The sequence below is a fragment of the Ruoffia sp. FAM 24228 genome (genome assembly GCF_045528575.1).
Lineage (GTDB): Bacteria > Bacillota > Bacilli > Lactobacillales > Aerococcaceae > Ruoffia > Ruoffia halotolerans.
Genome location: NZ_JBGQQZ010000031.1, coordinates 1 through 20814, shown reverse-complemented (window position 1 = coordinate 20814; position 20814 = coordinate 1). Strand labels below are relative to the sequence as shown.

Sequence of the window (20814 nt, the reverse complement as noted above, 5' to 3'; positions counted from 1 at the left end):
TTATTACTATTGTGTCTTTTCTACTTTTCGGGGGGCTAATTTTAAAGAATTTAACAAGTAGCCTAATTCTTCGACAACTTTCTCAGTATCATGATATGCCCCACCATGTTTCATACTTAAAAATTCGCTAGAGATGACGCGACAATCTTCTTTACGTATGCCTTCAAAATCATGTTTAACTTGTAATAAATATTCTTCGTTTGGTTGTGTTCTAATATAATCTTCGGGGACTTCCGTTGTATTCACTAGAACTGTATCAATAAATTTATTATTCAAATGTTGATGGAGAACTTCTACATGATCGGCGTCGGTAAAGTTCTCAGTCTCACCTAATTGAGTCATAATGTTACAGATGTAGACAACTTCAGCATTTGTCTTGACAATGGCTTCACCAATCTCTTTAATCATTAAGTTTGGCAAGATACTTGTGTAAAGACTTCCTGGACCTAAGATAATCATATCTGCATCCATGATAGCATCAACCACACGGGGCGAAGCTTCTAAAGCTTCTTCTCCTTCTGTGGTTGTGACCAATACTTCTTTTATCTTCTTGCGGTGAGAAGCAATACTTGATTCTCCAACCGCAATAGTTCCATCTTCAAATAAAGCATTTAGTACCAGAGGATCTTGAGCTGCTGGTAATATTTGTCCTTGAATATGCATCCACCTTGATAACATGTCGATAGCATCTTGCATTGAACCATGCATTTCTTTTAAAGCGGCAATCAACAAGTTACCGATCGCATGGCCAGCTAAAAAATCATCCGTAGATTCAAAGCGATATTGAAATAAATCAATAAACTCTGGTTCACGTGCCGATAAGGCACTCATACAATTTCGAATATCTCCGGGAGGTACCACATTAATATAGTCTCTAATCACTCCACTACTTCCACCGTCATCAGCAACAGTAACAATAGCAGAAATACTTGCATTCAAATGTTTTAACCCTCGAAGTATTACCGGGAGGCCAGTCCCTCCTCCGATAACAGCCACTTTATAGCGTGGTTTGGCTTTTTCGCTCATGATCGATTGACCGATTCCTTATTTTTTAATTTATCGCGGTGCGAGACATTCACCACGTAATGATCATTTTCTAATTCTTGACCCATTCTCTTAGCTAAGGCAACTGAACGGTGTTTACCACCGGTACATCCAATAGCAATTGTCACGCTAGATTTACCTTCTTTTTTGTAACCTGGTAAACAGTATTTAATTAAATTCATAAATCGTGAATAAAATTCTTCTGTCTCCGGTTGCTTCATGACATAGTCATATACTTCCGTATCTAAGCCCGTTTTAGGTCTTAGCTCATCAACATAATGTGGATTCGGAAGGAATCGCACATCCATGACAATATCTGCATCGATGGGCACCCCAAATTTAAAGCCAAATGAGACCATTTCAATGTGGAATGGTTGATAAGTATCAGAAGCAAAGACTTCGATAATTTTCTCTCTTAATTGTCTTGGCGATAAATCTGTTGTATTAACGATCATTTGTGATCGTGCTCGAATGTCACTTAACATTTCTCGTTCTTTTTGAATTCCTGTAATGGTTCTCTCTTGTGTTGCCAAAGGATGCTTTCTGCGTGTTTCTTTATATCTAGATACTAAGGCTTGGTCATCGGCTTCTAAGAAGACAATACGTGTTGTAATGAATTGAGTGTTATCCATCTTGCCAATAACATTCTCTAATTCACTGAAGAATTCGCGTGTCCTTAAGTCAATCACAAGTGCGATTCGTGTAATTTTCCCTGATTCTTTCATTAATTCCCAAAATGTAGGAAGTAAATTTGGTGGCATGTTATCGATGCAATAATAACCTAAGTCTTCAAAACTTTGGACTGCGACAGTTTTTCCTGCCCCACTCATACCGGTAATTATTACTAATTCTAATGTATCAGACATGCATCTCGCCTCTTTCCCTTGATTTTAATATATTGTATCACAATCACATTGATTTTATTATGATTATCGTTTGAATATTCTGTTTGTCTAAATTTGCTTCCTTATATTATCAGTAATCGTCTAGTAAAAGCAATTTATTTTATTTCTTTAAATAAAAATCCAAACGATAATTAATCGAATACAAACTCCTTTCACCGCAGCATTCTAATTGAACGATATGCACAGATTGAAGCCAATATTCAGACTAATCATCATTTGGATACTCTTATTTAGACTAATTCAATTGTTACTCAGTTAATTTACGCATATCTGCTTCAATCGCTTCTGCTTTTTGATCAACCGTCTCACGATTGTCACCGCGTACTCCTAAGTATAATTTAATCTTAGGTTCTGTACCACTTGGTCTAAAAGCAACCCAGCTACCGTCTTCTAACGTATATTTTAATGCATCTGATGAAGGATAGTCTAAGCCTGCTGATTTACCGTCACCATATTGCACTGTTCCTTCTAGATAATCTGCTGCTTTATCGATAGATAAACCACCTAATTGAGACGGAGTATTTTTGCGAACTTGGCTCATAATGCTTGCCATCTTCTCTTTTCCAGATAAGCCTGGGAATGAAACTGAAATGGTCTTTTCAACGAAGTAGCCATATTTATCATAGATAGCTTCTAATGCATCACCTAAAGTACGACCAGCTTTTTTATGGAAAGCCGTTAATTCAGCTAGAATAACTAAAGCTTGGATCGCGTCTTTATCACGCACAAATGGTTGTACTAAGTAGCCAAAACTTTCTTCGAATCCCATTAAGAATGTATGTTCATTTGTTTCTTCATACTCCTTAATCTTCTCAGCAATAAATTTGAATCCAGTCAATACTTCGACCATTTCTAAACCATAGCTTTCAATAATCGCATCGGCTAAATCAGTTGATACGATTGATTTTACAGCAACACCATTGTCAGGTAATTCTCCTTTTTCGCGGCGGGCATTCAGAATATAATCTAACATGATGGATGCAATTTGATTCCCTGAAAGTAATTGGTATGAGCCGTCTGCGACACGAATCATTGCGCCTAAACGGTCAGCATCCGGGTCAGTTGCTAATAAGATATCAGCATCAACTGAACGGCCTAATTCTTCTGCTTGAACGAAAGCATCTGCGGACTCTGGATTAGGTGACTTAACTGTTGGAAAGTTTCCATCAGAATCTGCTTGTGATTTAACAACTTGAATGTTATCAAAGCCGATTTGCTCTAATGCTTTTAGACCAATCATTAAACCTGTTCCGTGTAATGGTGTAAAGACGATATTGACTTCATCTTTCATTGATTGCACTAAGTCTAAATCAACTGTGACAGCCTTCATCTCTTCTAAGTAAGCATTATCTACTCGTTCACCGATAATTTCAATGGTTCCTGATCCTAGCAAGTCTGTCTTATCTCCGACAGCTACTTCAAGTGGATTATTAATTGCGCGAACATATTCTGTTAATTTATCTGCTGCTTCTGGTGGCATTTGCCCACCATCTTCGCCGTAAACTTTGTATCCATTGTATTCGGCTGGATTGTGGCTCGCAGTAATCATAATACCAGCATATGTGTTTAAATGACGCACTGCAAATGAAAGGACAGGTGTTGGTCTTAAACTTTCATAAACGTAACTCTTGATGTCATGTTTTCCTAACACCATCGCTGCTTCCATAGCAAATTCAGGTGAGAAATGACGTGAATCGTAAGCAATCGCTACCCCGCGTTTTTTAGCATCTTCCCCGGCGTCTTCGATTAACTTCGCTAAGCCTTCTGTCGCTTGGCGAACAGTATAGATATTCATGCGATTTGTACCTGGTCCTAATACTCCACGCATCCCTGCAGTACCAAAACTTAAGTTCGCTCCGAAGGCATCTTCGCTTTCTTCGCGTGATAATTGATTCAGCTCTTCACTTAAATGTGTATCAAGTGACTTATGATTTTTCCATAGTTGATATATTTCTTCCCAAGACATAATTATCCCACCTTTTCTAATGTTATTTTTATTATAACATCATTTTATAATACAACAAAGGTTAACCTTTTCTGAATTAAAGCCTTTTCACAGTTCCCAAATTTTATTTATCGTTTTAGGCAATATATTACTTTAATCCGCGATATCTTTTATTATCTTTATCACTTTTCTTAGTAAATATTCCATAAATTTTTACATAAAAAATGACCAACTAAATTAGAGGTTAGTCTAATCCGTTGGTCATGCTTTATAAATTAGTTTACTTGGTTAATTGGATCTTTCAAGCTTTGAACATAGTCAAACGCGCCTTGTCCAGCAATACTACCGTCTCCGGCAGCTGTAACAATTTGGCGTAGGTGTTTTTGACGGATATCTCCAACTGCAAATAAACCTGGAACAGTTGTTTCCATGCGCTCATTGGTAATGATCCAGCCTTCTTCATCTGTGACACCTAAATTCTCAACAATATATGAGTTTGGTATTAGACCAATGTAGACAAATACACCATTCGTTTCAAAGTCTTCTACTTTGTTCGTTTTTACATTACGAATTGTGACTGAATTAACGCCATTTTCACCATTAATCTCTTCAACGACACTATCCCAAATAAAGTCAACTTTAGGGTTATTAAAGGCACGGTCTTGAAGTATTTGTTGCGCTCTTAATTGATCGCGTCGGTGTATGATTGTTACTTTATCAGCGAACTGCGTTAAGTAATTTCCTTCTTCAACAGCTGAATCTCCTCCACCAACAACAACTAAGTTACGGTCACGGAAGAAGAAACCATCACATACTGCACAGTATGACACACCTGAACCGCTTAAACGGTCTTCACCTGGAACACCTAACTCACGGTGATGGGCACCTGTTGCAATAACAACTGCGGGTGCGATATAAATTTTGTCAGCGGTATGAACATATTTCGTGGTTCCTGACACTTCAATATGAGTCACATCACCGTATAAGTGCTCTGCACCGAATTCCATCGAACTATCAAAGAATTTCCCTGCTAATTCAGGTCCACCAATTTTAGTATAGCCTGGATAGTTTTCGACATCTGCCGTATTAATTAATTCTCCACCAGGTGCACCTTTTTCAATTATAATTGTTTTTAAATTTGCGCGCGATGCATATAAGGCAGCGGTCATTCCACCTGGGCCTGCTCCGATTATAATTACATCTGCTTCAACACGTTCTTTTGTTATCTCTACCACTCGCTCTAACCTCCTAGGTTCGTCTGTTTAGTATTGTATATCATAGAGCTTTGATTGTTCTTAATCAATCTATTTGCTTAATACTATTTATTATATCTTATTTGTCAAGCGACTCTTCTTGTTTACCTTCACGTAACATCAATGATTCAATCGCATCTTCAACAGATATTTTCTTATCTGTGTATAGAGCCAAATAAAGCATATCCGTAATCGGCATGTCAATGCCATATTCTTTTGCTAATTCATAGGCCACTTTTACAGTTAATATCCCTTCAACTACCATGAACATCTTCTCGCTCACTTCTGCTCTCGAATAGCCTTTAGCAATCAAGGTTCCAGCTTGGAAGTTACGGGAATGTGGGCTTGTACAAGTTACAATTAAATCTCCTACTCCACTTAAGCCAATAAAGGTTAATGGATCTGCTCCTCGAGCAGTACCAAGTCTTGATATTTCAGCTAAACCTCTAGTAATCAAGGCTGCTTTTGCATTATCACCATAACCTAAACCAGATATAATTCCTGCGCCAACGGCAATAATATTTTTTAATGCGCCACCTAATTCAACCCCGATGACATCTGTATTGGTATACACTCTGAAATATCGATTCATAAATGCTTGTTGCACTGCTTGAGCAGCTTCAAGATTATCACTTGCCGCTGTTAAAGTTGTCACATCCTGGCGAGCAACCTCTTCAGCATGACTTGGTCCTGATAAGACAACGACATCTTGATAATTATCTTTATTTAGTACTTCTGTTAATACTTCGCTGATTCTTAGTTGCGTATTCATTTCCAAACCTTTCGAAGCATGCACAATCACTGGTGCTTGCGCTTGATCTTCAAGTAATGGATTTAATTCTTGTGCCATTTGTCTCATGGCATTGGTTGGGACAACTAATATAATCATTGATGCATTAGAGACAGCTTCAGATAAAGAAGTCGTTGCTTTAATTTCTTTCGGTAAAGATACATTGGGTAAATACTTTTCATTTGTATGTGTTTGATTTATCTCATCGATAATCGTTTGCTTTCTACCCCAAAGAACTGTGTCATGTTTGTTCTCACTTAATACTTTGGCTAAAGCACTTCCCCATGAACCTGAACCAATAATAGCAATCTTCATTATTCATCCTCATTTCTAACAACCCTTGATCGGTCATCTGTGTAGTAAGGCACCAGGTCTTTCCCTTTTAGACGAATCCAAAGTACAAGACCAATACCAATAACTACTAGAATAAGCGACAAGATTTGAGAAACTCGTAATGGACCGATATATAAACTATCTGTTCTTAGGCCTTCAATCCAAAAGCGTCCAATACCATACCAAATCATATAGAATGCAACGAGTTCACCACGTTTGAAGAAATCTTTACGGGGTCTTAGTAGGAGTAAGGCAATTAGACCGACTAAATTCCATAAAGACTCATATAAAAACGTCGGGTGATAATAAGTCCCATTAATATTCATTTGTTCAATAATAAAATTAGGCAGAGCTAAGTTTTCTAGAAAAGCTTTTGATACCGGCCCCCCGTGGGCTTCTTGGTTCATAAAGTTACCCCAACGCCCAATCAGTTGACCAGCAAAAAGTGCGGGTATCGCAATATCGAAGACATTAATGACACTGAGTTTGTATCTTTGACACAGTACATAAATTGTTATCGCACCACCGATAACACCACCGTAGATGGCCATTCCACCTTCCCAAACTCGGAATATACTTAATGGATCAGACAGATATGAGTTTGAAGAGAATATGACATAATAGATTCTAGCCCCTACTAAACCAAAAATCACTGTCCAAAAGAGCAAATCAAAAGACGTATCTGAATCAATTCCCTTACGGCTTGCTTCACGCGTAAATAAAATGTATCCGACTAAAATAGCCAACCCAATTATAATTCCATACCAACGGACCGGCCAGCCAAATAATTCAAAGGCAATCGGATCAATCGCTAAAAAATTCAATCCCATTCTATTGTTCCCCCACGGTTCTCTTGGATTAAATCACGTAATTTACTATTAAACGTTACTTTCGCATCATAACCCATTTGAGTCGCACGGAAATTCATTGCCGCAGATTCAACAATCGCAGCTAAGTTTCGCCCAGTTTTAACTGGGATACGAATCGAAGGCACTTGAACTTCGAATATTTGCTCATACTCTTTATCATAACCAAGGCGGTCATATTGTGTGTTTCCGTCATCCAATACTAAGTTGATAATGAGCTCTAATCGTTTACTACGACGAATCGCAGATACACCGTACAAGCTCATAATATCAATAATACCTAAGCCACGAATTTCAATCATGTTTTGTAGGATTTCTGGGGCTTCACCGTTTAAAGTCAATTCATCAATTTGATACAGCTCTACACGGTCATCCGCAATAAGTCGATGCCCTCGTTGAATCAGCTCTAAACCAATCTCAGACTTACCAATACCACTGGATCCAACTAACAATACCCCCATACCAAAGACTTCCAAAAAGACACCATGCTTTGAAAGTCTTTCAGCGAGTTTTCTCTCGAGATAATTCGTAATATTTGCTAACACCCGACTTGTTTTGGATCTAGCTGATAAGATAGGAATACCTAAAGAGTCCGCAACTGGGATTAATTCTTCAGGTATATCAATCTCACGTGATACGACAATCGCTGGCGTCTCATCCGTACACATTAATGAGAAGATATTTGATCTTTCTTCGGATGTCTTTTCACTTAAAAACGACATCTCAGTGCGTCCAATTAATTGGATACGTTCATGTGGATAATATTCTTTGTAACCTGTTAAAATAAGCCCAGGTCTTGAAACTTCACTTGAATAAATTTTGTTTGCTTTATACTCTTCACCATATATTAAATTGATATCTAACGTGTCTACTAACTCTTGTACAGTTACTGCATTAGTCATGACGTATATTCCTCCTGTGAATGATCTTATTTACTTCTAAATGTTATCACACAACTGCCCAACAATCACGAACCAAATATTAAATCATAACTTATATAGTAAAAAAATCTACACCTGCTTAATACAAGCAAGTGTAGACTTAGTTCAATTTATTTAATTTCGTTTAATTAGAAGTCATCCCAATTATCATTATCTTCGGGTGTTACATCTTTAGGTTTATTATTCGAAGAAGGTCTATCTGAACCGAATGGATTCGATTTTCTACTTTGACCACCATTAACTTGATAGTCATAAGGTAAGAGTAGCCCTAAAAGAATATATAACCAAAATCCTGATGACCCTACCCAAAGCAGGATAAAGAAGATTACTCGAACAATTGTCGGGTCAATATTGAAATATTCAGCTAATCCCCCACACACACCCATAATATGTTTATCTGTTGATGACTTAAATAATTTTTCACTTTGATTTGACATTTTATATCCCTCCATAATTTTTAATGTCTTGTTATGTTTATTATAACTCTTTTTTACTATCTTTTAAAAATATATCGCCAGAAGTTGTTGTGATGTTAACCATTGCATTATCTGTATCACCTGATACAATTCGATGGTAATGTGCTTTTTGTTTAGTTGGATGCTCGTCAATACTTTCAAGATTTGATAAGCGGTTTTTCACTTCACCGTGGGTAGTCTTACTGTCAATGGTTAAATTCATTTGACTTGGCAGCGATAACTTAACATCCCCACTCACTGTCTTGATTTTAACATTCGCATCATTCGTATCTTTTTTCGTTAGATAAAAGTCACTGTTTAAAGTGTCTGCTGATAAGTTTCGGATGTAACCATTCACTCGAACATCCCCATTTAAGTCACTCATCACTAGTGTATCAATCGGTGAGTTTTGAATATTAATATCACCGTTTAATAATTCTAATGATACTTCATTTGCTGTAACTTTATTTAAGATCACATCTCCATTTTTGTTTTTAACTACAATTTCTTTACTAGTTAAACCATCTAAATCGATTTCGCCGTTCAGCAATTGAATTTGGAATCGATCAACATCTCCTTGAGGGACTTTGATTGTACCGTCAACTGAGAATTTCGGTGATGTCACTTTCAATACAAAGCGGTTATCAATGATACCGATCGTATTTACTTCTTCAAAGTGCTCTTTAGACGTTTCTTCATGGCTACCATGGAATCGTACTTGTGCATCAACGACAATATTGTCACCGTCATGGCTCACTACTTCAACAGAACCATTATATAATTCAATCTCAAAGCGATTTACTCCTTCAACGGGATACGTAAATTCATAATCTTGTGAACTTGTCTTGATCCATGGTACTTGGAAAGAAACATTAACATCTTTTAAGTTAAAGTTCTCTAAAAATGATTTAGATTGTTCTGTGACGAATGAACCCCATTTTTTACCTTCACGGGATGCTTCTTTTCCAAAGTGTGTGGCTGCTTCAGCAAATTTCTCTGAACGGTTATTGAAGAATTCTTTGAAATCTTGCTTGTTAGATTCTTTACTCCAGCCTAAGGCCTCTTTTTCTCTTTGTAATTCAGTAAATTCACTTTGTAAAATATCTAATTCAGCTTGAATGTGATCTCTTTTTTCAATAGTATTTGCTTTTTGTTCAATCATTTCAAGGGTTAAATCATCTAATTCTTCAAATATCTCAATCTCACGTATGCGTTGTTTGCAGATTACTAATTTTTCATTCTCTTTAGCTATCTTTTCGTTCAATGCTTGAATTTCAGTGTTAATTTCTGCTAAACGTGCTTGATTATTCTTAACTTTCTCAGTATCTTCAGTTTCTTCAAACTCAGACCATTCTTCAGAGTCGGCCTTTTTCTCAGTGCTATCCTTAAAGTAGTCACCCATACATTTAGCAAAGTCTTTTCCTTGATTAAAGACTTCTTCAAATGTCTGATTAATACTTGCTTCTGTCTCTTTCTCAGTGTCGTCTGGTGTTTGAGTCGTTTTTTCATCTGTTGTTGTCGTTGATTCTGATAAAGTATCATTATTTGATGCCGCTTCTAATAAATCAAGTGCTTCTTCCATAGAAATAACATTTTGTTTTACTAGCTCAATTATACGCTCTTTTTCATTCATATCAGTTTACCTCCAATGATTTTTATCTCCTGCTTCTCTACACTTATTATTATGTCATCGATTGTCAAGGACTTCATAGGTCTAGAGCCCTATTTTTACTTAGTTGTAAGTCAATGTATATCCAAATTTGTTAACGGACATATCTTTTGCTTTCGTTCTATCTATATTATGCATGCAAATGGATCTAAATTCATTGGACTATAGACCCATATTTTGAATAAAATAAAAAAGCTAACGGATTTCCCGCTAGCTTTAGTAAATATATTTAGTTAATGATGCCAAATACGAGTGCTGCTAATGCTGCTCCAACAATCGGCGCCAATACTGGTATCCAAGAGTAACCCCAGTCAGAGTCTCTCTTTTGTTTAATTGGTAAGATCGCGTGAGCAATACGTGGACCTAAGTCACGTGCAGGATTAATTGCATAACCCGTTGTTCCTCCTAAAGATAAACCAATTCCGATAATTAAGATACCGACACAAATTGTTGATAAACCTGGGGCAATATCGTATTTCGAAAAGCTTAAGATACCAAACATTAATACAAATGTCCCTAATAATTCCCCAATAAAGTTTGAAACTGTATTGTAAATTTCTGGTCCTGTAGAAAACGTTCCTAAGATGGCTGATGAATCTTCAGTCACATCAAAATGTGGTTTGTATTGTACCCAGACTAAGACAGCTCCTAAAAATGCCCCAAGCATTTGTGCGATTGTATAAGGTATGACTGAACTCCAAGGTGTACTTCCTTCAATAGCGAAAGCGATCGTTACCGCTGGATTTAAATGCGCAGGACTCATATAACCTGAAGCTAAAGCTCCTAATGTTACTGCAATCCCCCAACCAATCGTAATTGATAACCAACCCGCACCATTACTTTTTGTTCCTTTAAGTAAATTCCCAGCAACAATCCCGTCTCCTAATAAGACTAAGATTAACGTTCCTATAAATTCTCCAACTAGCTCTGTTCCCATTTTTTCCCCTTTTACATATTAAATTTTTATTATTTTGCGTTGTTTTTTAATTCTTTTAAATCATTTTCAGCTAATACAGCAGCTAACTCATCTAAGTGTGCTTGTTTTTCTTCTTCAGACCATTCAAAGTATCTTGCCATTTCATTCGTAATTGGAAGTGTTAAATCATCCAGAGTTTCACGCATGAATAGTAAGTGATTTGTTCTTCTTAAGAAATAATCTACAGGAGTTAAAGCCATCTCTTCTCTCATTGTATAATGCAATACCAGTGTATCGCGTAAACTTAAGCCTTCAGCCGCTTCAAGGGTTGTAACTAAGTTGAATACACGTGGTGCATTTGAGCCAAAGACTCTAGCGATATAACTTGCGTCTGCTTTGTCTAAACCACGTTTCACACCTAATTGAGCAAAAGTTTCTAATTCTGAATCCACATTTGCTGGATTTAATTCTCCACCAGAGACTGGATAAGTTTTTGAATTAACTAAAGTAAATTGCTTTTGATATTGTGTTGAAAGAATCTCAATAATTGCTTTCATTGCTCCTTCAGCCATCTTACGGTAATCCGTAATTTTTCCTCCAGCTAGTGTAATTAAGCCGTTATCATCAATATCTAAAGAACTTCCACGAGATACCGCTGAAGGGTCGTTAGCTTTCTCAGACGTACTTGTTTCAATTTGTCCGATAGCTTCTTCAACGTCTTCACGCGTTGTTTCTTTATTTAAGTAAGCACCTACAGTTGAAATTAAATGATCAAAACTCTCATCCGAGATTGAACCATTATTCCCACCATTATAATCGGATGCTTTATTACCTGAAATTAACGGACGTAACCCTGCCCAGCTACTCTCAACATCATGAATTGAAATATTCGCTTCGGGGAAACGATTATTCACAATGCCTAATAAGTAATCAACATCTTCTTGAGTCACTGTTGGATGAGCTAAATCACCTGTGTAATCTGTATCGGTCGTTCCAAAGTATGTTTTATTCTCTCTTGGAATGACAAAGACCATACGCCCATCACCTAAGCCAGTATCAAAGTATGTTGGTTGAGGTACTTTAATCTTGCTATTATCTACGACTAAATGAACTCCTTTAGTTGGACGCATTTGTTGGATTTGGTCATCTTCTTTATTTAAATTACGTACTAAATCACTCCAAGGCCCACTTGTGTTAATTACCGTACGTGCTTTAATTTCAAATGTTTCGCCTGATAACATATCTTTAGCAACCACACCATTAATTTGTCCTTCTTCATTGAATAAAAACGACTCAGCTTTCACACGACTAGCAATGAGTGCGCCATCTTGGTTTGCGCGCTTGATATTCTCAATGACTAAACGCGCATCATTATTGTTGTAATCTAAGTATTGCCCACCACCAACTAAGCCTTCTGCCTTAATTTGAGGTTCACGTTCCAATACTTCTTCTTTCGTTAAAGTTTTATTTGCCAAAGGTGAATTGCTAACGCCGGCTAATAAATCATATAAATCCATGGCTACTTTCAAACGGAACATATTAAATGTCGCATTTGGCTCATCATAAACCGGTAATAACATTGGATCTGCTTTAGGAATATGAGGCGCGATTTGTTGTACAACTGCACGTTCTTGGACAGTATCTGAAACAACTTCAACATCAAATTGTTTCAGATAACGAATGCCTCCATGAACGAGTTTCGTTGAACGACTACTTGTTCCTTCAGCGAAATCCTGCATCTCTATTAGACCTGTTTCTAACCCACTGGCAGCAGCTTGAATCGCCACTCCTGCTCCAGTGATTCCTCCACCGATAATTAATAAATCAAGGGTACGGTCTTGTAACTTCTCAATCGCTCTTTGGCGTGTATCTTTAGAAAATTTCATGATTATTCCTCTCCTTCTTCCATCTCAACTTCATCTTGTGCAAAGACACGTGTCGCATGAACTGCTTTTTTCCAACCTTTGTATAATTGTTCTTTACGTGCATTATTCATTGATGGTGTAAATGTTTCGGCTGTTTCGTTCAATTTCTTAATTTCATCTAAATCTTTCCAGTATCCTACGGCTAAACCAGCTAAGAAGGCAGCACCTAGAGCAGTTGTCTCTAAGTTTTTAGCGCGAGCAATTTCTGTTCCGATAATATCTGATTGGAACTGCATTAAGTAATTATTCATTGCAGCCCCACCATCTACTTTTAATAAAGGTATTTTAATCCCTGTATCCATTTGCATGGTGTCAATAACGTCTCTCACTTGATACGCGATGGACTGTAGTGTTGCTTTAATAAAGTCTTCCTTCGTTGTCCCGCGTGTTAATCCAAAGACAGATCCGGTCGCATCTGAATCCCAGTAAGGCGCACCTAAACCTGTAAAGGCAGGAACAACATATACTTCATCATTATTGCTTGAGTTTCTTGCATAATCTTCAGACTCAACTGAATCGCTAAACATACGCATTCCGTCACGTAACCATTGAATGGCACTTCCGGCAATAAAGATTGACCCTTCAAGAGCATAATAGATTTTTCCGTTAATTCCATAACCAATTGTCGTTAATAAATTATTCTTAGATAATTCAAAATCCTCTCCAGTATTCATAATAATAAATGAACCTGTTCCATACGTGTTTTTGACCATTCCTGGTTCAAAAGCTAATTGACCAAATAAGGCTGCTTGTTGGTCCCCAGCCATACCACTAATAGGCACTTCTCCACCATAGAAGTGGAACGGTTTCGTTGTCCCGTATACTTCCGAGTTAGATTTCACTTCTGGTAGTAAGCTACGAGGAATATTTAACAACTCTAAAATCTCGTCATCCCACTCTAAATCCTTAATGTTATAAAGCATCGTTCTAGAAGCATTAGAGTAATCAGTGACGTGAGTCGCTCCATCTGTTAATTTCCAAACTAACCATGTATCAATTGTCCCGAATAATAATTCACCTCGCTCAGCCCGTTCTTGAGCGCCCTCAACATTATCTAAGATCCAACGAATTTTTGTCGCTGAGAAATACGCATCTACGATCAAACCTGTCTTTTGGTGAATCATATCTGCATGACCGTCTTGTTTCAATTGTTCAGCGATATCCGCTGTTTGTCTAGATTGCCAAACAATCGCGTTATAAATAGGTAATCCTGTCTTTTTATCCCAAATAACAGTCGTCTCACGTTGATTCGTAATTCCGATTGCACTAATATCTGATGGTTTAATACCGCTTTCAATAAATGCCCCCGCAATGACTGATTGAACTGAGTTCCAAATCTCATTCGCATTATGTTCAACCCAACCTGCTTTAGGAAATATTTGAGTAAACTCTTTTTGATAACTCGCTACTTTTCCGCCCTGTTTGTTAATTATCAGCGCTCGTGAACTCGTCGTACCTTGATCAATCGACAAAATATACTTTTCTTCCATCTTAATCCCCCTATTAATCTGTAAGCAATTATTATTTATGTTTAGAAATCGCTTTCTTTGTGATTATATTGTATCTCTTAAAGTTAATTTGTAACTATCGCGTTTTTTAGAATTATTTAAAAAAATGAGAGCGCTGTCCAAAAAAGATGAAACACTGGCTTCAAGAATTAAAGTCAGTGTTTCAAATAATAATTAATTTTCGCTATTAAATAATCTTTGAATGATGATTTCTAATTGTCTCATATCAAAGTGATTTGGCAAGCCTTTGAGGTAATAGTAGGGAACCGGATAATCTCTGTCATAAGCATTAGAGACAATTAAATTAAAGTATTTTCTTTTGTCATATATTTCCACACTTACTAAACGATTGACCTCAAGCCTTTGACGCATGACTGATAGTATCGGTAATTTTTCTGTTTCATCACCAATAAGGTCTAGCCCGATACTTATTGTCATAGGCATCTGGTAAACAACATAAGACAGCACTTCTGTTAAGGTCCATTCTGCCTCCTTATAAGCATCACCTAATTCTTTTTGGTCGTAGTGATAGATATTTGTGATGACATCCTCAAGTAAGGGGATCGCTAGGTCTTCATTTTCTAGATTCATGCCATGTTTAATGAGTGATCGATCTAACTCATAATCAATGCTACGTTCAATAATTGCACCTTTAAAGAAGTATAATCTCCCAAGTATTTGGTTTAATGAATACATTCCTTGTTCATTTAGATTTTCTTGGCTTGAAACCGTTGAGCGAATATATTGCAAGCCCGTTGTTGTCGCCTCACTAACTGGCCCACCGTAACCTAAACTTCTTTCCATGACAAATGCAGGTAGAATAGACATTGTTGTCATAAACATAAACTGACACATAGCCTCTTCCTCTTCACTTTCTAGGGCATAGCGACTTAAAAATACTAGCGTGTTCTGTCGAATTTGTTGATAGAAACGATGTGAATAATAAGGTTTCATCAACTCTTTTAAAGCGCTAAAATCCTTATATTTAACGCCCATTCTTTGACGCGTTATCATGAGCCATAAACCTATTTCTGCTTCTCTATACGCAAAAGTATCCTGCCCCCAAAGCTGTTGAAAAGAACGAATCACTTGTTGACTTTCTTTTGATTGTGCTAATTTACTTAATCGTTTTTTAGGTTCGACTAGAGTATATAAACGAAAGTAAAAATAGCGAATCTGATGTTCAGGACCTCTAATACGCCCACTTCGAACGGCTAAATAAAATTCTTCTAGTAATACATTCAAAGAAACTAATTGACGGTGAAACGTCGCTTCACTAATGAGTAATTCTTGTGATAGCTTTTGAACCGTATACTCTTCGACTTTAAATAAATAGTCCAGAATCTGATATTTTAAAGAATAAGGTAAGAATAGTTGCACGATATCTTGCTTTGTAACATGTGGTCCCAAGTTTAATCCTAGGCGGTCATTGATGAGCTGAATACATAATGGAAAACCTTGTGAATCGGCTAATTCATTCAAATCTTCGACGTATTTTAATAAAGTCACTTTCGACAAGGCTGTTTGCGCCATTGCCTCTTTAATTTCGAGATCCGTCGAATGATTAATTAATGTAGATAATAGAACCCATAGGCCACGCTCACGTTTCTCAAATAAATCTTCAATTACCATCTAAAAACACCTCACTCATACGCTTTTGATAGCTCTTTAAGGCACAAGCATAAATACACTCACTCATTGAAAATTCTCCTCTATAAAAAAGTCGATCTTGAAAAGCCAGTGCTTCATCTGTCATTTGTGCATTTATCGAAATCGCGAGTAAATCAGCCAGAGTTAAAATATCACTTTGTGAATAAACTTGCGCTCCAATCAACTGTCCTGTTTCTTTCTTTGTGATGAGTTTAACCGTTATCTGAGATGGATTTTCTTTTGATAATTCTTTCTCAAGCATCGTTGTTTCAATTGGATAAAACAATGCAGCTTCTTGCTCTGTTAAGCCCACACTGACCATGTATAAGCCGAATAATTGACTTCCGGTCACTCGTAAAGATTGGGGCACGGTGCTTGTTTTTTGATAGAGATTCATCGCCGCAATTTTCCCGCTAAGATAGGCATGGTTCACTAATGGTAAATAATAATCTGTCTCTGTATAAGCATAAGGCGCTCGAATTAAATCCCCCACTGCAAACACATCAGCCATACTCGTCTGTAAATATTCATCCACTTCGATTGTTTTATCTAAATGGCAATGAACTTGATCTTCAATTAACTTTGTATTGGGACGGAAATTCACAGCGAGCATCACATGGTCTGTCAGTATTTCAATATCTTGTGATAATATAACGTTTAATTCTGTATCCTGTGAGTGAATGCTTTCGACATAATGTCCTTTAATCACGTTGATGCCACTTTCTTGTATTTTTTCCTCTAATAATTGAGTCATATCTGAGTCGAAATATTTGAAAGCCAGTTGATCAGAAGCTTCAACTATGGTCACATTTTTAGCAACTTGCTTGAAAGCATCCGCTGCTTCAAGACCAATTTGCCCTCCACCAGCAATGAGAATCCGTTCTGCCCCTTCAATTTCCTGTAAGGCCTTCTTACTCGCTTCTAACGTTTTCGTCGTTAACACTTGAGGATGATTTGAACCCAAAATACGTTCTGAAATTGGACTTGAGCCCATAGCCAAAATCAGCTTGTCATAGCGATAACTTTCATGTGTATTTTCATCTTCTACTAAGAGTGATTTATTTGCCAAATCAATATCTAATACTTCATTGTTTAGTAATAACTCAACCCCACTAGCTTCTAATTGTTCTTCGTTAATAAATGTTTTATCACTTAAATGTTTTAATTCTTCTTTTAACAATAAATTTAAACTACTGGGGATATGTCCAATATTTCCTTCTTTCTCAATGATGAGTACTCGTTTATTGGGATATAATTGCCTAGCTGTCAAGGCAGACGATACTCCAGCAAAGGATGAGCCAACGATAATTATTTCTGCATGATTCAAAGCTTACCACTCCCTTTTATATGTGTAACGTTTCCAATTTCGTTCTATCTTTTATAGTATAACAAAGCGAATTCCTCGAGTCACTTGTTCAAAGAAGATTAAGTGAATTCAGCTAGTCATAAAAATGGGAGGCTTCTAAAAGTTCGAATCTCCGCATAAAAAAGCCCAACCTAGTGGTAGTGCCACCACTAGGTTGGGTTCTTGATATGAGGACATTGTTGAACGCCTCAATCATTTCGATTATTTATCTTTATCCATGACGTATTTTAAATATTGTCCTGTAAAGCTGCCTTCAACTTCAGCCACTTCTTCAGGAGTTCCGGTAGCGATGACTTCTCCACCACGGATCCCCCCTTCAGGACCCATATCGATAATGTAGTCAGCTGTCTTAATAACATCTAAGTTATGCTCAATCACAACGACGGTATTACCTGCATCTACTAAGCGATTCAATACTGTAAGTAATTTCTTAATATCATGTGCGTGTAAACCAGTCGTTGGCTCATCTAAGATATAGAATGTATCTCCTGTTGAAACACGTTGTAGTTCAGAGGCAAGCTTCATTCTTTGTGCTTCACCACCAGATAAAGTTGTCGCTGATTGTCCCAATCGCACGTAACCTAAACCAACATCGACTAAGGTTTGGATTTTGCGTTTGATTTTCGGAATCGCATCAAAGTATACTAAAGCTTTATCAATCGTCATATCTAACACATCTGAAATTGATTTCCCTTTATATTTGATTTCAAGTGTTTCTGAATTATAGCGCGTTCCATGACAAACTTCACATGGAACATACACATCTGGAAGGAAATGCATCTCGATTTGCTTAATTCCGCCACCTTTACATGCTTCACATCGTCCGCCCTTAACGTTAAAACTAAAACGGCCTTTATCATATCCACGTATCTTCGCTTCATTTGTTTGAGCAAATAACCCGCGAATGTCATCGAATACACTAGTATATGTTGCAGGGTTACTTCTTGGTGTACGTCCAATTGGACTTTGATCAATATCAATGACTTTTTCAAGCCCTTCAAAGCCCTCTATGGATTCGAATTTACCTGGTCGTTCTTTTGTACTTGTTAAGCGTTTTGCTAATGCAATTTTTAAAATGCTGTTCACTAAACTACTTTTACCTGAACCAGACACTCCAGTAACACAAGTGAATCGCCCGATTGGGAAAGACGCTTCAACATTTTGCAGATTATTTTCTTCTGCTCCTTTGACTGTTACCCAACCTTTATCTTCATTGCGTCGAGTTTTAGGCACTTCAATTTTTTCTTTTCCAGATAGGTATTTACCTGTTAGAGAATTCTCATCAGCTTGAACTTCTTCAGGCGTTCCAATAGAAACAATTTCTCCGCCTAATTCACCGGCACCTGGCCCAATATCAATTAAGTAATCTGCAGCCATCATTGTTTCTTCATCATGTTCAACAACAACGAGCGTATTACCTAAATCACGCATTCTTTGTAATGATTGAATTAAACGAGCATTATCTCTCTGATGTAAACCAATTGAAGGTTCATCCAGGATATATAATACCCCACTTAAGTTCGAACCAATTTGTGTCGCTAGACGGATCCGTTGCGACTCTCCACCTGAGAGTGAACCTGCTACTCGACTCATTGTTAAATAATCCAGTCCCACTTCATTTAAGAAAGTCAATCGATCATCGATTTCCTTAATGATTGGATCGGCAATCATCGTATCAGTCACTGAGAAGTCAATAGTTTCAAAGTGTTTTTTAGCATCACCAATTGACATTGCTGTTACTTCGGCGATGTTTTTGTCTGATACACGAACGGATAAGGCTTCTTCATTTAAGCGAGTACCTTTACATGTTGGACACGTTAATTCATGCATATATTCTCGCATAACATCACGCGTGTAGTCAGAATTTGTGTCATTATAACGTCTTTGAACATTATTAAAGACACCTTCAAACGTATTCTCCGTCGTCTTCGTTTCGCCTCGCATTGTTTTGAATGTGAACGAAAAAGTTGCGTCCGGATCTCCGTATTTTAACACTTCTTGTTGTTCACTGGTTAAACCTTTATATGGAACATCCGTTGGAATATTATTTTGTTTTGAAAATTGATCGATCATTGATGGATAATAATTTGAACTAATTGGATTCCAAGGTGCAAAAACACCTTCTTCGATGCTTAAGCTATCATCCGGAATAATCAATTCTTCATCGACTGTTAAACGTGAGCCTAAACCATCACAACTTGGACAAGCACCAAATGGTGCGTTGAAAGAAAAAAGTCTAGGTTCTAATTCATCGATGGAGAAATCACAAAACGGACAAGCAAAATGTTCATTAAAGTACATTTCTTCTTCCCCGATAACATCAATAACCATGTAACCTTCAGAGAATAAAAGTGCTTGTTCAACTGAATCAAATAAACGTGATCTCACGCCATCTTTAATAGCTATACGGTCAACAACCACTTCAATCGTATGTTTTTTATTCTTTTCTAATTCGGGAACCTCTGATACATCATAGATTTCCCCATCAACACGCACACGGATATAGCCATCCTTGCTTATTCTTTCTAATAATTTCTTGTGTTGTCCCCGTTTGTCACGCACAGCAGGTGATAGAATTTGGATACGTGTTCTGTCTGGTAATTCTAAGATTCGATCTACCATTTGCTCTGGGCTTTGTCGTTCGATTGGAATATCGTGATTTGGACAATAAGGTGTCCCCACTCGAGCATATAGAAGTCTTAAGTAGTCGTTAATTTCTGTTGCTGTTCCGACAGTAGAACGTGGATTTTGACTGGTTGTTTTTTGGTCAATTGAGATTGCTGGGCTCAAACCTTCAATAGAATCTACATCTGGTTTATCCATTTGTCCTAAAAACTGTCTAGCATATGCAGATAAACTTTCTACATATCGTCTTTGTCCTTCGGCATATAAGGTATCAAAAGCTAACGAGCTTTTTCCTGAACCAGATAAACCAGTCATAACCACTAATTTATCTCTAGGAATTTCTACATCGAGATTCTTTAAGTTATGTGTTCTTGCGCCTTTTACGATTATATTTTTTTGAGCCATATATAACTTTCTCTCCTCAATAATGTTGTATTTACCTTTTGTAAGTATAACACAAAACTCAAACATTTGTTCGTAAAAAGATTGCAAATAGAAATCGAGTAGGAGACTAGCCATTATTTGACTAGTCGACCTCTCACACCACCGTGCGTACGGTTCCGTACACGGCGGTTCAATACCTTGCGTAAGCAGACTCTACCAATTCGCTTAGTGGAACTAAG

At 37.2% G+C, this 20814-nt stretch carries 15 protein-coding genes; all 15 read right to left on the bottom strand.

The window, feature by feature from the left end; translation table 11 throughout:
- Nucleotides 1-6: 6 nt before the first annotated feature.
- The 15 genes from yvcK to uvrA all read right to left on the bottom strand — a co-directional run bounded on the left by yvcK (nucleotide 7) and on the right by uvrA (nucleotide 20596).
- The gene (gene yvcK, locus ACEN33_RS06860) at nucleotides 7-1026 is read right to left on the bottom strand and encodes a uridine diphosphate-N-acetylglucosamine-binding protein YvcK (protein ID WP_407089473.1); all 1020 of its coding nucleotides are present in this window, start codon (nucleotides 1024-1026) and stop codon (nucleotides 7-9) included.
- Nucleotides 1023-1910: an RNase adapter RapZ gene (gene rapZ, locus ACEN33_RS06855; protein WP_138404437.1), complete on the bottom strand. Its 888-nt coding sequence runs from the start codon at nucleotides 1908-1910 to the stop codon at nucleotides 1023-1025. Before rapZ ends, yvcK begins: the two co-directional genes overlap by 4 nt.
- A 286-nt stretch (nucleotides 1911-2196) precedes the next feature.
- Nucleotides 2197-3915 carry a phospho-sugar mutase gene (locus ACEN33_RS06850; RefSeq protein ID WP_407089471.1) on the bottom strand — a complete coding sequence of 573 codons (1719 nt, stop codon included), beginning with the start codon at nucleotides 3913-3915 and terminating at the stop codon, nucleotides 2197-2199.
- 254 nt (nucleotides 3916-4169) lie between these two features.
- Nucleotides 4170-5129, bottom strand: a complete 960-nt coding sequence (trxB, locus tag ACEN33_RS06845; RefSeq protein WP_328803159.1) for a thioredoxin-disulfide reductase — start codon at nucleotides 5127-5129, stop codon at nucleotides 4170-4172.
- 97 nt (nucleotides 5130-5226) lie between these two features.
- Entirely contained in the window at nucleotides 5227-6252 is a 1026-nt protein-coding gene (locus ACEN33_RS06840; RefSeq protein ID WP_407089470.1) for an NAD(P)H-dependent glycerol-3-phosphate dehydrogenase, read from the bottom strand.
- Entirely contained in the window at nucleotides 6252-7100 is an 849-nt protein-coding gene (gene lgt / locus ACEN33_RS06835; RefSeq protein WP_218931594.1) for a prolipoprotein diacylglyceryl transferase, read from the bottom strand. Before lgt ends, ACEN33_RS06840 begins: the two co-directional genes overlap by 1 nt.
- Entirely contained in the window at nucleotides 7091-8038 is a 948-nt protein-coding gene (gene hprK, locus ACEN33_RS06830) for an HPr(Ser) kinase/phosphatase (RefSeq protein ID WP_407094774.1), read from the bottom strand. The genes lgt and hprK overlap by 10 nt, the downstream gene beginning before the upstream one ends.
- A 167-nt stretch (nucleotides 8039-8205) precedes the next feature.
- Nucleotides 8206-8514: a PspC domain-containing protein gene (locus tag ACEN33_RS06825; RefSeq protein ID WP_338490077.1), complete on the bottom strand. Its 309-nt coding sequence runs from the start codon at nucleotides 8512-8514 to the stop codon at nucleotides 8206-8208.
- Nucleotides 8515-8554: 40 nt separating this feature from the next.
- On the bottom strand, nucleotides 8555-10165 hold the full coding sequence (locus ACEN33_RS06820; RefSeq protein ID WP_407089468.1) for a DUF4097 family beta strand repeat-containing protein: 1611 nt from the start codon (nucleotides 10163-10165) through the stop codon (nucleotides 8555-8557).
- Between the two features lie 265 nt (nucleotides 10166-10430).
- Nucleotides 10431-11138, bottom strand: a complete 708-nt coding sequence (locus tag ACEN33_RS06815; RefSeq protein ID WP_407089467.1) for an MIP/aquaporin family protein — start codon at nucleotides 11136-11138, stop codon at nucleotides 10431-10433.
- 29 nt (nucleotides 11139-11167) lie between these two features.
- Nucleotides 11168-13003, bottom strand: a complete 1836-nt coding sequence (glpO, locus tag ACEN33_RS06810; protein WP_407089466.1) for a type 1 glycerol-3-phosphate oxidase — start codon at nucleotides 13001-13003, stop codon at nucleotides 11168-11170.
- A gap of 2 nt (nucleotides 13004-13005) precedes the next feature.
- The gene (gene glpK / locus ACEN33_RS06805; RefSeq protein ID WP_407089465.1) at nucleotides 13006-14532 is read right to left on the bottom strand and encodes a glycerol kinase GlpK; all 1527 of its coding nucleotides are present in this window, start codon (nucleotides 14530-14532) and stop codon (nucleotides 13006-13008) included.
- A 192-nt stretch (nucleotides 14533-14724) separates the two neighbouring features.
- A complete protein-coding gene (locus ACEN33_RS06800; RefSeq protein WP_407094773.1) occupies nucleotides 14725-16182 on the bottom strand; it encodes a helix-turn-helix domain-containing protein in 1458 nt (485 codons plus the stop codon).
- Nucleotides 16172-17527 (bottom strand): FAD-dependent oxidoreductase, encoded by a 1356-nt coding sequence (locus tag ACEN33_RS06795; protein ID WP_407089463.1) that lies wholly within the window; start codon nucleotides 17525-17527, stop codon nucleotides 16172-16174. The genes ACEN33_RS06800 and ACEN33_RS06795 overlap by 11 nt, the downstream gene beginning before the upstream one ends.
- Nucleotides 17528-17767: 240 nt before the next feature.
- On the bottom strand, nucleotides 17768-20596 hold the full coding sequence (uvrA, locus tag ACEN33_RS06790) for an excinuclease ABC subunit UvrA (RefSeq protein WP_407089462.1): 2829 nt from the start codon (nucleotides 20594-20596) through the stop codon (nucleotides 17768-17770).
- Nucleotides 20597-20814 lie beyond the last annotated feature (218 nt).

What these genes read in the sequence shown, in the direction of transcription:
- yvcK (WP_407089473.1), bottom strand. Translation starts at nt 1,026, where the DNA reads ATGAGCGAAAAAGCCAAACCACGCTATAAAGTGGCTGTTATCGGAGGA.
- rapZ (WP_138404437.1), bottom strand. Translation starts at nt 1,910, where the DNA reads ATGTCTGATACATTAGAATTAGTAATAATTACCGGTATGAGTGGGGCA.
- ACEN33_RS06850 (WP_407089471.1), bottom strand. Translation starts at nt 3,915, where the DNA reads ATGTCTTGGGAAGAAATATATCAACTATGGAAAAATCATAAGTCACTT.
- ACEN33_RS06840 (WP_407089470.1), bottom strand. Translation starts at nt 6,252, where the DNA reads ATGAAGATTGCTATTATTGGTTCAGGTTCATGGGGAAGTGCTTTAGCC.
- lgt (WP_218931594.1), bottom strand. Translation starts at nt 7,100, where the DNA reads ATGGGATTGAATTTTTTAGCGATTGATCCGATTGCCTTTGAATTATTT.
- hprK (WP_407094774.1), bottom strand. Translation starts at nt 8,038, where the DNA reads ATGACTAATGCAGTAACTGTACAAGAGTTAGTAGACACGTTAGATATC.
- ACEN33_RS06825 (WP_338490077.1), bottom strand. Translation starts at nt 8,514, where the DNA reads ATGTCAAATCAAAGTGAAAAATTATTTAAGTCATCAACAGATAAACAT.
- ACEN33_RS06820 (WP_407089468.1), bottom strand. Translation starts at nt 10,165, where the DNA reads ATGAATGAAAAAGAGCGTATAATTGAGCTAGTAAAACAAAATGTTATT.
- ACEN33_RS06815 (WP_407089467.1), bottom strand. Translation starts at nt 11,138, where the DNA reads ATGGGAACAGAGCTAGTTGGAGAATTTATAGGAACGTTAATCTTAGTC.
- glpO (WP_407089466.1), bottom strand. Translation starts at nt 13,003, where the DNA reads ATGAAATTTTCTAAAGATACACGCCAAAGAGCGATTGAGAAGTTACAA.
- glpK (WP_407089465.1), bottom strand. Translation starts at nt 14,532, where the DNA reads ATGGAAGAAAAGTATATTTTGTCGATTGATCAAGGTACGACGAGTTCA.
- ACEN33_RS06800 (WP_407094773.1), bottom strand. Translation starts at nt 16,182, where the DNA reads ATGGTAATTGAAGATTTATTTGAGAAACGTGAGCGTGGCCTATGGGTT.
- uvrA (WP_407089462.1), bottom strand. Translation starts at nt 20,596, where the DNA reads ATGGCTCAAAAAAATATAATCGTAAAAGGCGCAAGAACACATAACTTA.